General features: G+C 39.2%; 11 protein-coding genes and 1 tRNA gene. 4 read left to right on the top strand and 8 right to left on the bottom strand.

Annotated elements, in window-relative coordinates:
• Nucleotides 1-239 precede the first annotated feature (239 nt).
• The 4 genes from ACFI4Z_RS15820 to ACFI4Z_RS15805 form a co-directional block, all read right to left on the bottom strand.
• A complete protein-coding gene (locus ACFI4Z_RS15820) occupies nucleotides 240-1415 on the bottom strand; it encodes a mandelate racemase/muconate lactonizing enzyme family protein (protein ID WP_058560482.1) in 1176 nt (391 codons plus the stop codon).
• Between the two features lie 9 nt (nucleotides 1416-1424).
• Nucleotides 1425-2192 (bottom strand): class II aldolase/adducin family protein, encoded by a 768-nt coding sequence (locus tag ACFI4Z_RS15815; protein ID WP_462671416.1) that lies wholly within the window; start codon nucleotides 2190-2192, stop codon nucleotides 1425-1427.
• 160 nt (nucleotides 2193-2352) lie between these two features.
• Complete coding sequence (locus ACFI4Z_RS15810) at nucleotides 2353-2676, bottom strand: c-type cytochrome (protein ID WP_462671415.1); 324 nt, start codon at nucleotides 2674-2676, stop codon at nucleotides 2353-2355.
• A gap of 273 nt (nucleotides 2677-2949) precedes the next feature.
• Entirely contained in the window at nucleotides 2950-3489 is a 540-nt protein-coding gene (locus ACFI4Z_RS15805; protein WP_462671414.1) for a DUF2058 domain-containing protein, read from the bottom strand.
• Nucleotides 3490-3781: 292 nt separating this feature from the next.
• Here ACFI4Z_RS15805 and ACFI4Z_RS15800 point away from each other — a divergent pair, with 292 nt between their 5' ends.
• The gene (locus ACFI4Z_RS15800) at nucleotides 3782-4924 is read left to right on the top strand and encodes an MFS transporter (RefSeq protein ID WP_462671413.1); all 1143 of its coding nucleotides are present in this window, start codon (nucleotides 3782-3784) and stop codon (nucleotides 4922-4924) included.
• Here ACFI4Z_RS15800 and ACFI4Z_RS15795 read toward each other — a convergent pair.
• Together ACFI4Z_RS15795 and ACFI4Z_RS15790 are read right to left on the bottom strand one after the other, a co-directional pair.
• Nucleotides 4891-5391, bottom strand: a complete 501-nt coding sequence (locus tag ACFI4Z_RS15795; RefSeq protein WP_462671412.1) for a prolyl-tRNA synthetase associated domain-containing protein — start codon at nucleotides 5389-5391, stop codon at nucleotides 4891-4893. The genes ACFI4Z_RS15800 and ACFI4Z_RS15795 overlap by 34 nt on opposite strands.
• Entirely contained in the window at nucleotides 5392-5778 is a 387-nt protein-coding gene (locus tag ACFI4Z_RS15790; RefSeq protein ID WP_462671411.1) for a hypothetical protein, read from the bottom strand.
• 172 nt (nucleotides 5779-5950) lie between these two features.
• Between ACFI4Z_RS15790 and ACFI4Z_RS15785 the strand changes: the two genes are divergently transcribed.
• Nucleotides 5951-6026 (top strand) — tRNA-Ala (locus ACFI4Z_RS15785).
• A 383-nt stretch (nucleotides 6027-6409) separates the two neighbouring features.
• On the opposite strand, the gene ACFI4Z_RS15780 is transcribed toward ACFI4Z_RS15785, so the two are convergent.
• The gene (locus tag ACFI4Z_RS15780; RefSeq protein ID WP_462671410.1) at nucleotides 6410-7657 is read right to left on the bottom strand and encodes a glutamate-5-semialdehyde dehydrogenase; all 1248 of its coding nucleotides are present in this window, start codon (nucleotides 7655-7657) and stop codon (nucleotides 6410-6412) included.
• Nucleotides 7654-8760, bottom strand: coding sequence for a glutamate 5-kinase (gene proB, locus ACFI4Z_RS15775; RefSeq protein WP_135474746.1), 1107 nt, complete (start codon nucleotides 8758-8760; stop codon nucleotides 7654-7656). The genes ACFI4Z_RS15780 and proB overlap by 4 nt, the downstream gene beginning before the upstream one ends.
• A gap of 894 nt (nucleotides 8761-9654) precedes the next feature.
• On the opposite strand from proB, the gene ACFI4Z_RS15770 reads away from it, so the two are divergent.
• Both ACFI4Z_RS15770 and ACFI4Z_RS15765 read left to right on the top strand, forming a co-directional pair.
• Nucleotides 9655-11493 (top strand): cation:proton antiporter, encoded by a 1839-nt coding sequence (locus tag ACFI4Z_RS15770; RefSeq protein ID WP_462671409.1) that lies wholly within the window; start codon nucleotides 9655-9657, stop codon nucleotides 11491-11493.
• A 326-nt stretch (nucleotides 11494-11819) separates the two neighbouring features.
• Complete coding sequence (locus ACFI4Z_RS15765; protein WP_462671408.1) at nucleotides 11820-13076, top strand: aromatic amino acid transport family protein; 1257 nt, start codon at nucleotides 11820-11822, stop codon at nucleotides 13074-13076.
• Nucleotides 13077-13344 lie beyond the last annotated feature (268 nt).

Genomic DNA, 13344 nt, shown 5'->3' with positions numbered 1-13344 from the left:
TCGGGCAAAATTTTAGTACTGTGAATTGAATATAAAAATAGATTTAATTCTATCAAAGCCAAAATAATTAATCTGAGCCTTTTATCGACTGGGAAGCGCTATTAGATTAGCAGCTTCCAGCCAATAGTTATTTTACATTCAAACTTATACGTTAAGTCGTTTTATTTTTCGAAGGATCTCCCCCATCAAAAAGCGGACTCAATTCAGCTCGCCTCTCGCAGCTAGAAACCCGTAGCTGATTATTTAATCTCTACTCTTTGTGAGCGCATTACAATCTCATCATTTAGCTCAATACCTAAGCCAGGCTCTTCTGATACTTCAAAGAAACCATTCTTAGGCTGCGGATCTTGTAAGCATAGTTCGCGGTTCCATTTCTTAATTGCATAAGTGTGATGCTCATGAATTAAAAAGTTAGGGATTGCTGTCTCAAGGTGCAATGATGCAGCTGTCGCAACCGGGCCGCCACACACATGTGCCTGAATACGTACATCAAAAATATCCGCGTAATCACACACCTTTTTAGTCTCGGTAAAGCCACCACACAAACCTATATCAGGTTGTAATACATCAATACTTTGATCTTCAAGGTATGGGCGCACACCCCAACGGTTATATAAACGTTCGCCACCGGCAATTGGTACGGCAACTTTATCTGCAACTTTTGCATGTAATGAGTGATTTAAATAGTTAACCGGCTCCTCGTAGTACATACAATCAAATTCTTCAGCTATTTCACCGATTTGAATGGCAGATGTTGCTCCCGGCAAGCTGTGGCATTCAAAAATAATATCAACTTCATCACCTACTGCTTCTCGAATCGCTTGCATGCGCGCACGATAAAGCTTCATTTCAGCACGTGAAATGATCTTGGTGCGGTCATAGTAAGTATTACCGTCTTTATCATACTGAATAGGGTCAACTTTAACGGCATCGTAACCTTCTGCAATCGCTTTTAAAGCGGCTTCTGCATATTCTTGTGGTTGCACGAGTGCTTTAAATTCACTATCCCAGTCAAACTGTAATTGTGAGGCATAAGTACGTAGCTTATCGTTAACTTTGCCGCCAAGTAACTGGTAAACAGGTAAACCAAGTGCTTTACCTTTGATATCCCAAAGCGCAGTATCAATAGCACTCATCGCAGCATAAACGACCGGACCGCCTCCTAAACCCCAAAAGCTTTCACGTAGCATACGTGACCATAACTTTTCTGTTTGAAATGGGTCATGCCCAATCAAAAACGCATCTGCCATTTCTTTGATCATAGCAGCAGCGGCACTATGGCCTAAGTCGTACGCAAGACCCGCCTCACCAACACCGCTAATGCCTTCATCCGTGTGAATACGAACAAATACAGGAGTCCACGCTGGACGCTCAGGGCAATGGATATCAAATACTTCAACGCGATTAACTTTCATGAAAACTCCTTAATTAGCAAAACTTGGATCAAGACGATAGGCTTTACGTAGCATTGCAGGCCAAGCTAGCTGACCACCTGTACTACCACTGTGAACAACGTTGGCTTGATTATAAATATTGTCGATAATAGCTTGCGGTACTGGCGTGACTTCTTCGCCGCTTGCTTGCAGAGACAACTGGATTTCACAGGCGCGTTGTAAGTCGTAAAAACGCATGAATGCATCACCTACTGTTGGGCCAACAGTAAGTCCACCGTGGTTTACTAATAACATATGATTAGTATTAGCAAGATCATCTTGCAGTCGTTTTCTTTCATCATCATTCACTGCAAGCCCTTCATAACCATGATAAGACAATGATGGTAAAGAAAACATCGAATACTGACTAAGTGGCAACAAGCCTTGTTTTTGCGTTGCTACTGCGATGGTTTCTTTAGTATGTAAGTGAATAACACAGTGGGCGTCGTCACGCACTTCATGAATAGCACTGTGAATAGTAAAACCAGCCGGATTAATTTTAAACGGAGTGTCATCTAAGATATTGCCCGATAAATCCACTTTCACCAGGTTTGATGCCGTTACTTCGTCAAATGTGAGACCAAACGCATTTACAAGATAATGATCAGTGCCAGGTAGTCGTGCCGATAAGTGCGTGTAGATTAAATCACCCCAACGAAAGTGATCAACTAAACGATAACATGCGGCTAAATCAACACGTAACTGCCACTCCTGTTCTGATACTTTATTTTTTAAATCAAGTTGCGGTAATTCAAACATATTTATGCCTTGTATAAACACACTGAGTACAATGCGAAATAGATGTATAGAAGTCTAAAGCAGTCTAAGGTTGCAATCAACCATTAGAAACAAAACAGCCACATCAAATAAATTGATGTGGCTGTTTTAGCGTTAACTAAGAGTCAGCTTAACGTGTCAGTTACTTAACATTTGATAAGTAATCAGCGATTGCCGCCATTTCTTCTTCAGATACATTTGCAACCATAGCTTTCATTGCCATACTCATGCCGTTTGCGCGAGCACCTGACTTAATGTCTTTCATCTGTGCGAGTAAGTATTCTTTGTTTTGACCATTTAGCTTAGGATACATTGCCATGATAGGTGATTTACCTTCAGCACCATGACATGTTTGACAATTTTTAGCGGTATAAAGCGCTTCACCGTCCGCAGCCATTGTTGAAAATGAAGCACTTGCAGCCACAGCAAGGCTTGCCCCTAAAAGTACTGTTTTTATCTTGCTCATTATATTTTCTCTTCTTTTTAACGGTTTAGAAATCTGTCCAATTAAGTGTAGACCATGCACACTAACTTGCTAATTTGTACGTGATTCATACACTGTGTAGATCACTGATACTTCTTAGGTACACTTCACTTAGTGTACCAATATTAGTTAAAAATAACCTATTTAATAAACTAAAGTGTGATTAAAAGAAACAAATAAAAAGATTAGTTACCATACTTATTTATCGTCATACACGGCCTATGCCAAATACAACTTATTCAGCCTAGTGCGCTATTACCACACAAGATCATCTGGTACTTCAAAGTCAGCATATGGGTCATTATCGTCCTTATCTTTATCGTCTGGCTCAACATGAAATACGATATACTTTTCATCAACTTCAGCCACCTTGCGTGCAGGCTCATCCTCAAGCACATAAAACTGACCTTCAAGAACACAAATTGCTAAACGCCCGCCTGACAACGCTTTTTGAGTTTTTTCATTCACATCGAGTTCTTTTACTTTATTCTCATAAGTAAAATTAAAGGTGCGCTCACCGCGGATCTCATCTTGATTGTGATGCTCTAAAATTTGCTTAACACGTGCAACTTGCTCACGTTGTTTTAAATCGCCTTGGCGCGCTTGATTTAACTCTTCAGCTTTCTTTTGTTGCTCTAACTTTGTTTGTTGAATGTGTTTTTGCAGATCGCTGGGGTTACTGGTTGCCCCCTTCTTTTGTTTTTTTTGCTGCTTTCGTTTCTCACTTTTTGCCACTTTTGCTTTGTGCGACGTTGTTAACCCTGCCTGAAGTAACTGGTCTTGTAATGAACCCATTGTCTTGTTCCATGAAAAACTGATATTGGAATTATTTTATACCGATACCCACCACACCTCAAGATACGAGTTGCGCTAGAATTCAACCAATTTTTCCAACCCTTTAAATGCGCTATGGATTAATACTTAAGATTTCCCATCTTTATGCTGGTAATGTAGCAAAGCTAAAAGTGCAAAACCTGATTTAGCGCAATAAATTTGTATTTTTTATTCCAAAATAACAACTTAAATTAGTAATTGATCTAATAACAACTAAGCGTAAGCTATCTGCTTTTGCTCTTAGGCCAAATGAATGCGTATTTTTCATTTATTACTGTGCTCATTATTTATCTTCTTTGTTTTGTATGCACCCCAGCCACTTTTAGGGTTATTTGCAACTCAATTTTCAGTCAATCCTGCCACTGCGGGCAGCTTGATGACAGCGACAATGGTGCCATTAGCTATTGCCCCCCTCATATATGGCTTAATACTCGCCAAGCATAACCCACTGAACATTTTACGTTATGCAATGCTTGGGCTCGCAGTCAGCTGTATTATTTTTACCTTAGCTCCACGATTTGAACTACTTTTATTTATCCGTTTTATACAGGGGTTAATCTTACCTGCCGCACTCACTGCCATGACAACCTATATTGGCATGTCATATAAAGCGGATTGTTTGCAAAAAAAGATGAGCTTGTACATAGGTAGTACAATTGCAGGCGGGTATTTTGGCCGCGTGCTAGCCGCAGTATTTGCTGATTTATGGAGCTGGCAGAGCTTTTACTACGTAATAGCTGCCGTTTTGGTACTACTTGCATTGACAATGAGTAACCGCACACACCCACCCATGGAAGAACCGCAATCACCATTTAGTCATTTAAAACAACTTGCAACAGCCCCCATATTAAAACTATATAGTGCAGTTTTTTGTATGTTTTTTTGCTTTGCTGCTTTGCTTAATTACCTTCCGTTTATTTTGCAAGATACCTTTTTAATAACCAATACTCGCGATATTGGCTTTATCTATAGTGGCTATTTGTTGGGTGCTTTATTCTCAATGACTACACCTTGGCTGTTGAAGCGCAGCCGCTCCCCATGGCATTTATTGTGTGGTGTATTTGCATTTTATTGCATCACCATTATTTTACTAATTAGCGAAGAGCTGCTTGTATTTTTGATTGCTTTTGCGGGCTTTTGTGCGGCAATGTTTATGATTCACTCTACAGCCGCACCTTTGGTGAATAAAATTAGCAGGGCACCAGCCAGTGTGACTAATGGTGGCTATGTATCATTTTATTATAGTGGAGGAGCGCTAGGCTCCTTTTTACCAGGGCTGGTGTACCAACAACATGGACAAATTGCGTTCATGACTACGCTTTTAGTGGTATGCTTTTGCGGGTTTATGTTGGTGTTAAGTGGTTATTTAGCGGGTAAAAAAGCCACTTTAGGTTGATGCCCTGTGCTTGCAAAAAAGCGTTCTAAATCACTTTTAGCCATAATCCACGTTTGCGTATTTTCAAATGGGTGACAATGGAATAAATCGCCAAACCATATATCTTGATCTAGCCAAACTGTGACATTATTTTGCTTATCATTCATAAGCGCAAGCATAGACACACACCCAGGAGCGACTTTTAGATAGCGCGCTAGCCGCTCATCGGAGGCAAACCCCAACCTTGATAAGCCTTGATATTTAGCTAACGCTTTTAAATCAAGCTGCTTATCATGAGCTGTAATCACTAAGAAATGGTTTTTCCCTTCATTATCACGCAAGAATAAATTTTTTAAACGGGTACCAGGTCTTTCGACCAAAAACGCATCCGCATCTAAGCTGCTGTGCAAAGGAGGATGATCTATTACTTGGTAATCAATACTTAAATGTGCAAAGTATGCAATCAGCTTATTTTTATCTGCAAGCATTTATAAACAACGCCCTCTTAATTGAACACTTAAATCACGCCACATGACTTCATCAATTTCATATTTATCAGAGCAATATTGCTGTTGCTCTAACTCTGTTTTCAACATTGCTACAGCTTGGTTTTCAAGCTCTAACTTTAAACTATTTGATTCTTCAAAATACTCTTGCTCAGCAAATCGTTTAAATTCACTGCGTGTTAAAGGCCGATCAGAGTTGCGGCTTTTTCGGCTATTTGCTTTTACAGACACTACATATGCGAAGATTTTATTCCCTTGATCATCTAACTTTTTATACAATTGCTTGTTATTGATTTCAAACGGCGCATCTTCTTGTTGGCTTGCACAACCGAATAGAAACAGGAGTAACACCCAAGTATATTTTTTCATTTTAGTTTCTATTTGTATTTTATGAGCCCCTAGTCTATCAAAAAAACTTTACTTACGTGAATTTTCATAAAAAATTAAAAAACACTTGACCAAATCTATAAATCTCATTAAAGTTCGTCCCGCTTGAAAGGGAAACTCAAGTAGGTTACAAAGTTTGTAACTTTAGGAATGTGGGGCTATAGCTCAGCTGGGAGAGCGCCTGCCTTGCACGCAGGAGGTCAGCAGTTCGATCCTGCTTAGCTCCACCACTTTCCTACCTCTTCTAAAAGATAAATCAAACACCATCTGAACTAGATCATCTTCCAATACTATTGAATCCTATTAAACCATTTTAATTTTTTAATAAATTAACCTGAACTCTGGTTAAGAGATGTACTAATGTATTGAAATTAAATCACAAATATATTTATTAGTCTCCAGCCGGAGAGTTTTAGCGATAACAAGGCGAATTTACGCGTCAATAGCTAGCCTATAGCAAGTAAATTCAACGCAGTTAGCGTTGAAAGTAGCCGCTGGAGATAGATTTATTATCCAGAGCTCAGGTTAATAATTTAGCGCAAAAAAAATCGGCCCCAACATTCGTCAGCACCGATTTAATTTTCTACCGCCCATTACAACGGTATGGATTAGATTATTCGCGAACTTGACCTTCGCCATCTACTAAGTATTTTTCAGTTGTAAGTGACTCTAAGCCCATAGGACCATATGCGTGCAACTTAGATGTCGCGATACCGATTTCGGCACCTAAACCTAGTTGTGATCCATCAGAAAAGCGTGATGATGCGTTAACCATTACAACTGATGCATCCACACTGCGCTGAAATAATTTAGCTGCATCTTGGTTTTTAGTACAGATAACTTCAGTGTGGTTTGAACCAAACTGAGCAATATGATCAATTGCCCCTGCAAAATCAGGCACAACACGAATAGCTATTTCTAAATCAAGGTACTCTTGACCAAACTCACTGTCAGCAAGCACGGTTGCATTATCAAAGTATTGAGCAGCTTTACTATCGGCGTTTATTTTCACACCTTCTTGACGAAGAACTACAGCGCACAAGTTTAAAAATTCATCGGCTACTGCTTCATGAACTACTAAACCTTCTAATGCATTACACACGCCTGTACGTTGTGTTTTACCATTGAGCAGTAAATTCACCGCAACTTCTAGGTCAGCGTCTTTATCTACATATAAATGACATACACCTTTAAAATGCTGAATAACAGGAATAGTACTGTTGTCTGTCACAAAATTAATAAGGCCTTCACCACCGCGTGGAATAATCAAATCAATGCTCTCTCTTTGCTGCATCAACTCCATTAATAATCCACGGTCTGGATCTGGGATGACAGAAATAAGTGCAGCCGGTAAGTCATTATTCTCTAATACCTGGTGCATTACGCTTGCGATTGCTTGTGAACTTTTAAGCGCTTCTTTACCACCGCGTAAAATTACACCGTTTCCTGATTTAAAGCACAATGCGCCCGCATCAGCAGTTACATTTGGGCGTGCTTCATAAATCATACACACTACACCAAGCGGTACGCGCATTTTGCGAATTTTAATACCATTTGGACGTTCTGTGATGTCACGTAATTGACCAACAGGGTCTTCAAGACTAACAATCACTTCGATACCTTCAGCCATCGCTTCAATGCGCTCATCATTAAGTGTTAAGCGGTCAATCATTGATGCGGCTAAATTATTGTCACGTGCCGCGCTTAAATCACTCTCATTTTCTTTAATGAGGAATGCTTTTTGCTCTCTTAATGCGCTAGCCATTTCCAGCAGCACACGGTTTTTTGTCTCGGTATCGAGTAAAGCTAACTGGTGTGCAGCTTTTGCTGCTTGACGTGAAATATCCGTAATTAAACTCATGACTTCTCCAATAATGCGATATCTTTTTCTGAAATAACTGGGCCAATCGAATCTTGCATCTTATCGCTAAACTCGCTTTGTTCGTTATCGGCTATAAAATTTAGTAAACAGCTACTGTAATTAGCTGTTGCTTTAGCTAAGCGTGTACCATCGTTACTACGAACTAAGATAGTATCACCAATAGCAAACTCACCATGCACGGCAACAATTTCATCACCGCGAATACAACCTGTTTCACCTTCAAGTGATTCATCAAATGAACCTTCAACCACAACCTCGCCTTGCTCATTCGCCGTGTGAGTCATCCAATGCACAGCTTCTTGCATCGGTTTTTCATAAGGTAAAAAGACAGTACCTGGGTTAATCCCTTCAAGTAGCTGGTTAAATGTTTGCTCTTTAAAACCGTTAATAATGTAAGTCGTAATACCGTGTGATGTTGCTTTCTCGGCGGCTTCTATCTTGGTTTTCATACCACCTGTACCCACTGCGCTGGTTGCGCAGCCAGCCATTGCGTAAATAGATTCGTCTATAGACTCTATCTCAGGAAGTAATACGGCATCATCATGTAAGTTCGGGTTTTTATTGTATAACCCATCAACATCCGAAAATATCATCAATGCATCAGCATCTGCCGCAGCTGCAACCATTGCCGATAAGTTATCATTGTCGCCAACTTTTAAATCATCTGTAGTTACCGTGTCATTTTCATTCATGATTGGTAATACACCGTGCTCTAATAATGTGAATACGGTTTCACGGATGCTTTCATAACGTTCACGGTCACGTAGATCACCGTGGGTTAACAAAATTTGTGCTGAAGGGAAATCAAAAAAACGGTCCCACATTGCCATCATTTCTGTTTGACCAGCAGCTGCCATAGCTTTTTTCATGGTCACTGTACGTTCTTGCTGATCAGGGAATAGATGAGCACCGGCTGCAACAGAGCCAGAAGAAACCAAAATAACTTCAATGCCGCGACTACGACAACGAACGATAAACTGTGCGATAGTTAATAGATAACGTGAACGACAACCATCTTGATCAGGGGCAATTAATGCGCTGCCCACTTTAAGTACAATACGTCGCCAATTTAACTTTTGCATAATGTATTTCAACTTTCCATTTAACTGTAACTTCCCAAAGAGAAGTAATAAAACAATCACTTAGCACTATTACTAAGCTGCGAGTTTACAATTTGTATGTTCCTATACACTTTTTAGTACTCAGCAAAATACGCCCATTTCTATCTGAAATAGTGAATTTTAGATATAGCATAACTTTCATCCAATCATTAGATTGAACGGTTATAAAGTAAAATAAAAAGTGTTGTTTATGCATCGCTGTAAAAAGCTGTGTGAAGCTTCTTTATTAACAACATACATAGAGCCTCTGAAGTCAGATACACCAACAGATAGGGTGATGACTTAAGGACCGAGATTTGTTCACCACGATGGGCGCCAAATATTGAACAGGTAATAATTCAACTCAAAATATAAAATTAGCCTTTAAGAGGCGATATGCTTTCAAGTAAACCAATACCCAAAAATGAGTAATTACATACAAATTTTATTCAAAACAAAAAACTATTGATTTTTAAACAAATAAATATAGTAACCTGCATTTAAATTAACTTTATTCGCACTAATTTAAAAATAACTATATGTATTAGCTTATAGCTCAACCAGAACTATTTAGATAACAAATTGTTTGAACACTAACTATAATACGCTAAAATCGACTTTAAGATCAAGGTTATATTTTATGCGCTTAAATTACACTAGGACGATAGGATAAATTATCCATATATTTCATAATGTTAAAGAATAATGAATTTTTAATGAAACGGACTAGCTCAATAACCACAATATTTTCTACAAAAAAATCATAAGCAGCTAAAATTCTATTAGGAGAAATGATCATACACGTGTATATCCCTGTATTATAAGTTTGATAGTCTTTTCTCTAAATCAAAGTAATGGATAAGGAATACTTTATATATGTCAGCCATTTATATAGCCGGGATTGCGCTTTGTTCGGTTCTAGCTCAGTGGGTAGCGTGGGCTTTTCGCGTTCCTGCTATTTTGTTTTTATTACTCACCGGCCTTTTGCTTGGGCCAGCAACTGGCGTATTAGACCCTGACGCATTACTTGGCGATTTATTATTCCCAGTAGTGTCATTGAGTGTAGCTGTTATCCTATTTGAAGGCTCATTGACTCTGCATTTCAAGGAACTCAAAGGGATTGGTAAAGTTGTCAGAAACTTGTGTTCTATCGGCATGATCGCCACCTGCATTATTATTAGTCTAAGTGCTTATTGGATTTTAGAGTTGAATTGGCGCGTCGCCGCCGTGCTCGGTGCTGTTCTCGTTGTGACAGGCCCTACCGTCATAGCACCGCTTTTAAATTCAATGAGACCAACACAAGATATTGACCGTATTCTACGTTGGGAAGGCATTGTAATTGACCCGATTGGTGCATTGTTTGCTGTACTTGTTTTTGAAGCGGTAATGCTGGTTGGCCAAGGAGAGGTCTTTGTTCATACCCTTATTGCTTTATTCAAAACGCTTGGAGTTGGCTTGACCATTGGTCTCGTCGCTGGTTGGCTAACCACGCTTCTAATTAGAAAAGAATGGCTACCCTTTGAATTACACAAGTTTGGCATTTTAGCCTTAGTATTAATTAGTTTTACCGTTTCTAATCACCTAAGTCACGAGTCAGGACTTTTAGCCGTTACTGTTTTTGGTATATGGCTAGCGAATCAAGACGATCTTGAAATTGACTCAGTCTTAGAGTTTAAAGAAGACTTATCAATGATATTGATTTCTAGCTTGTTTATCCTACTGGCCGCTAGACTTCAACTATCTGATCTAATGATGCTAGACGGTGATGTATTTATTTTTTTAGCGGTTGTATTATTCATTGCTCGACCTGTGTGTATTGCGCTGTCTACTTTCGGCTCTGACTTACCCGTCAAGTCTCGCCTAGTATTAGGATGGATCGCACCTCGCGGTATTGTCGCGGCTGCTGTAGGCTCTGTATTTGCTATTAGTATGATGGAAGCTGGTGTCGCTGATGCTGAGAAAATTGTTCCGTTGATTTTTACCGTTATTATTATCACTGTTGTGTTACAAAGCTTAACGGCCATCCCTGTTGCAAAGCTACTCGGTGTACGTCAACCTTCTCCAAATACAATTTTAATCATTGGGGCAAACCATGTTGCCCGAGCAATTGGACGTGGTTTAAAAGATCAAAATATTCCTGTGCATTTGTCTGATCCAGCATGGGAGAACTGTAAAATGGCAAGAATGGATGGCCTTCCTTGTTATTATGGTAACCCTCAATCTGAACATGCTGAGCGCTACCTGCCGCTAACAACTATACGTAGTGTGTTAGCGCTATCGCCTAATAGGCATCATAATGCACTAGGCGTACAATATTTTTCTCATTTATTAAATGAAAAAAATGTATTTTCACTGCGCTCTTCTACCAGTCATGCTAAAGCGAACAAGGACAGTGCAACCTTCTTGTCGCGACAAATTTTGTTTGGCGAAAGCGGGGCTTATTCAAAATTAAGTAGTCTCATAGCCAAAGGAGGCAAGGTAAGCTCAACCAAAATTTCAGAAGAGTTTAGCTGGGATAAATACCAAGAAATTAATAAAGAAGCTATTCCTTTGTTTATTTTGCATTCTGAGAAGGACAGTGACGACGACGCACCTATTAAAATTCGTCCTTTCACTATCAATATGGAAAAACCACCACAGGAAGGAGAGCGTATTGTTGCCCTTCAGCCACCTAAAATGTCTGTGCTGAAAGATCCAGCCAAAACAAAAGAATAAGCCTCACTAAGCGTGCTTTAAACATATATACCCAAGGGTAGTTATTTTTGTAACTTGGAACACTGTTTAAAGCACGTAATGCTAAAACTCACTAGCATAGCGTTCGAATGGTATATATACCAAGATTTTGCCCTATCTAAAAGTAAATCGCATTGCTGCCAAGCCATCTATTGAATATAAACAAACCTGGCAGAAAACGGTCGATTTTTTTCCATCTGTAAGTAACACCTTACAGCATACTTATGTTAATACATCGACAAAACATGCATTCATGCTTCAACTTATATATCCTGCCGCAAATTATTATTCTAATTGGTGGAGTATAAATGAGCTCATATCAAGATGTAACGCAGTTAGATGCATCGACAACAAACAAAACAACATGGAATTTACACGATACTCAGTGGGTTTTAAGTCTATTTGGTACGGCTGTAGGCGCCGGTATTCTGTTTTTGCCTATCAATATAGGTATTGGTGGTTTTTGGCCATTAATTATTTTGGCCTGCTTAGCTTTCCCTATGACTTTTTTAGCTCACCGAGGCTTGGCGCGATTTGTTTTATCATCCAACAATAAAGATGCTGATTTTACCGATGTGGTAGAGGAGCATTTTGGCGCAAATGCCGGACGACTGATTTCATTGTTATACTTTTTATCTATTTTTCCTATTTTGCTTATTTATGGTGTAGGACTAACGAATACAGTTGATAGTTTTATCGTCAATCAACTGGGCATGGAATCACCTTCAAGAGTATTGCTTTCAGGTGTACTTGTTGCAGGCATGATCAGCTTAATGCTGGGCGGTGAAAAGCTCATGCTGCGCGCATTCGCTATTTTAGTGTATCCACTAGTCGCTATTTTATTTTTCTTATCTATTTACTTAATTCCTAGCTGGCAAATGCCTAATATGGCTTTTCCTGAATTAAGTGGTTTTGCTAAAACTTTGTGGTTATCGGTGCCTATTATTGTGTTTTCATTTAGTCATGCGGCGGCAATTTCAAGCTTTGCTAACGTACAACGTGGCCACTATGGCAATGATGCCGCAGCAAAGTCAGAAGCTATTTTGAAGCGTACCAGCTTATTATTGATTGTTTTTGTACTGTTATTTGTATTCTCGTGCGTGCTTTCTCTTTCAACAGAGCAAATGGCGCAGGCGAAAGCTCAGAACGTGTCTATCTTATCGTACTTAGCAAACATCACAGATAACTCGTTTATCGCCACCTTAGGTCCTCTAGTGGCGTTTATAGCTATCACATCTTCATTCCTAGGGCACTTTTTAGGAGCGCGTGAAAGCTTTAACGGCTTAGTCACCAAGCAAACCAAACTAAGTATGAAGAGCGCTGATAAGTTGGGTGTGGCAATTATGTTTTTTGCTATCTGGTTTTGTGCGGTTAAAAACCCAAGTATCTTAGATATGATGGATCAACTATCAGGCCCTATTATCGCCATGATCTTATTTATCATGCCAATGATAGCCGTATTTAAGGTACCGGCCCTTAAAAAGTATCGTGGTAAAAGTACTTACTTTATTTTATTTATGGGTAGCTTGGCGGTTCTAGCACTGCTGTATAGCTTTATAAAGTAATTAAGTATTATTGCGGATTGGTATAAATACAGAAAAGGCCAGCAAATGTCGCCATTTGCTGGCCTTTTTTATTTTTAAAGCAAGCTCTACTGATCTTTTAGGATTAAAGTTCGTTTAAACTCGATGCGAAGTTTGTAACTAAGTCGACGGAGTAAAAAGCGAGTACAGGAGAATAAGTATTGTCTTTGGGATAAAAGCTAAAGCATTGATTTTGTATAAGGTAGTGTTTTAAAGTAGCTGAGTATTGGTGGGTATGAAATGTTAAGAA

The sequence above is a fragment of the Pseudoalteromonas sp. RWi3 genome (assembly GCF_054960735.1).
Note: the sequence above shows the minus strand (reverse complement) of the source record. Positions and strands in the feature narration are given on the sequence as shown.

Excerpts from the sequence above, each read along its gene's own strand:
- ACFI4Z_RS15820 (WP_058560482.1), bottom strand. The coding sequence starts at position 1,415 with ATGAAAGTTAATCGCGTTGAAGTATTTGATATCCATTGCCCTGAGCGT.
- ACFI4Z_RS15815 (WP_462671416.1), bottom strand. The coding sequence starts at position 2,192 with ATGTTTGAATTACCGCAACTTGATTTAAAAAATAAAGTATCAGAACAG.
- ACFI4Z_RS15810 (WP_462671415.1), bottom strand. The coding sequence starts at position 2,676 with ATGAGCAAGATAAAAACAGTACTTTTAGGGGCAAGCCTTGCTGTGGCT.
- ACFI4Z_RS15805 (WP_462671414.1), bottom strand. The coding sequence starts at position 3,489 with ATGGGTTCATTACAAGACCAGTTACTTCAGGCAGGGTTAACAACGTCG.
- ACFI4Z_RS15800 (WP_462671413.1), top strand. The coding sequence starts at position 3,782 with ATGCGTATTTTTCATTTATTACTGTGCTCATTATTTATCTTCTTTGTT.
- ACFI4Z_RS15795 (WP_462671412.1), bottom strand. The coding sequence starts at position 5,391 with ATGCTTGCAGATAAAAATAAGCTGATTGCATACTTTGCACATTTAAGT.
- ACFI4Z_RS15790 (WP_462671411.1), bottom strand. The coding sequence starts at position 5,778 with ATGAAAAAATATACTTGGGTGTTACTCCTGTTTCTATTCGGTTGTGCA.
- ACFI4Z_RS15780 (WP_462671410.1), bottom strand. The coding sequence starts at position 7,657 with ATGAGTTTAATTACGGATATTTCACGTCAAGCAGCAAAAGCTGCACAC.
- proB (WP_135474746.1), bottom strand. The coding sequence starts at position 8,760 with ATGCAAAAGTTAAATTGGCGACGTATTGTACTTAAAGTGGGCAGCGCA.
- ACFI4Z_RS15770 (WP_462671409.1), top strand. The coding sequence starts at position 9,655 with ATGTCAGCCATTTATATAGCCGGGATTGCGCTTTGTTCGGTTCTAGCT.
- ACFI4Z_RS15765 (WP_462671408.1), top strand. The coding sequence starts at position 11,820 with ATGAGCTCATATCAAGATGTAACGCAGTTAGATGCATCGACAACAAAC.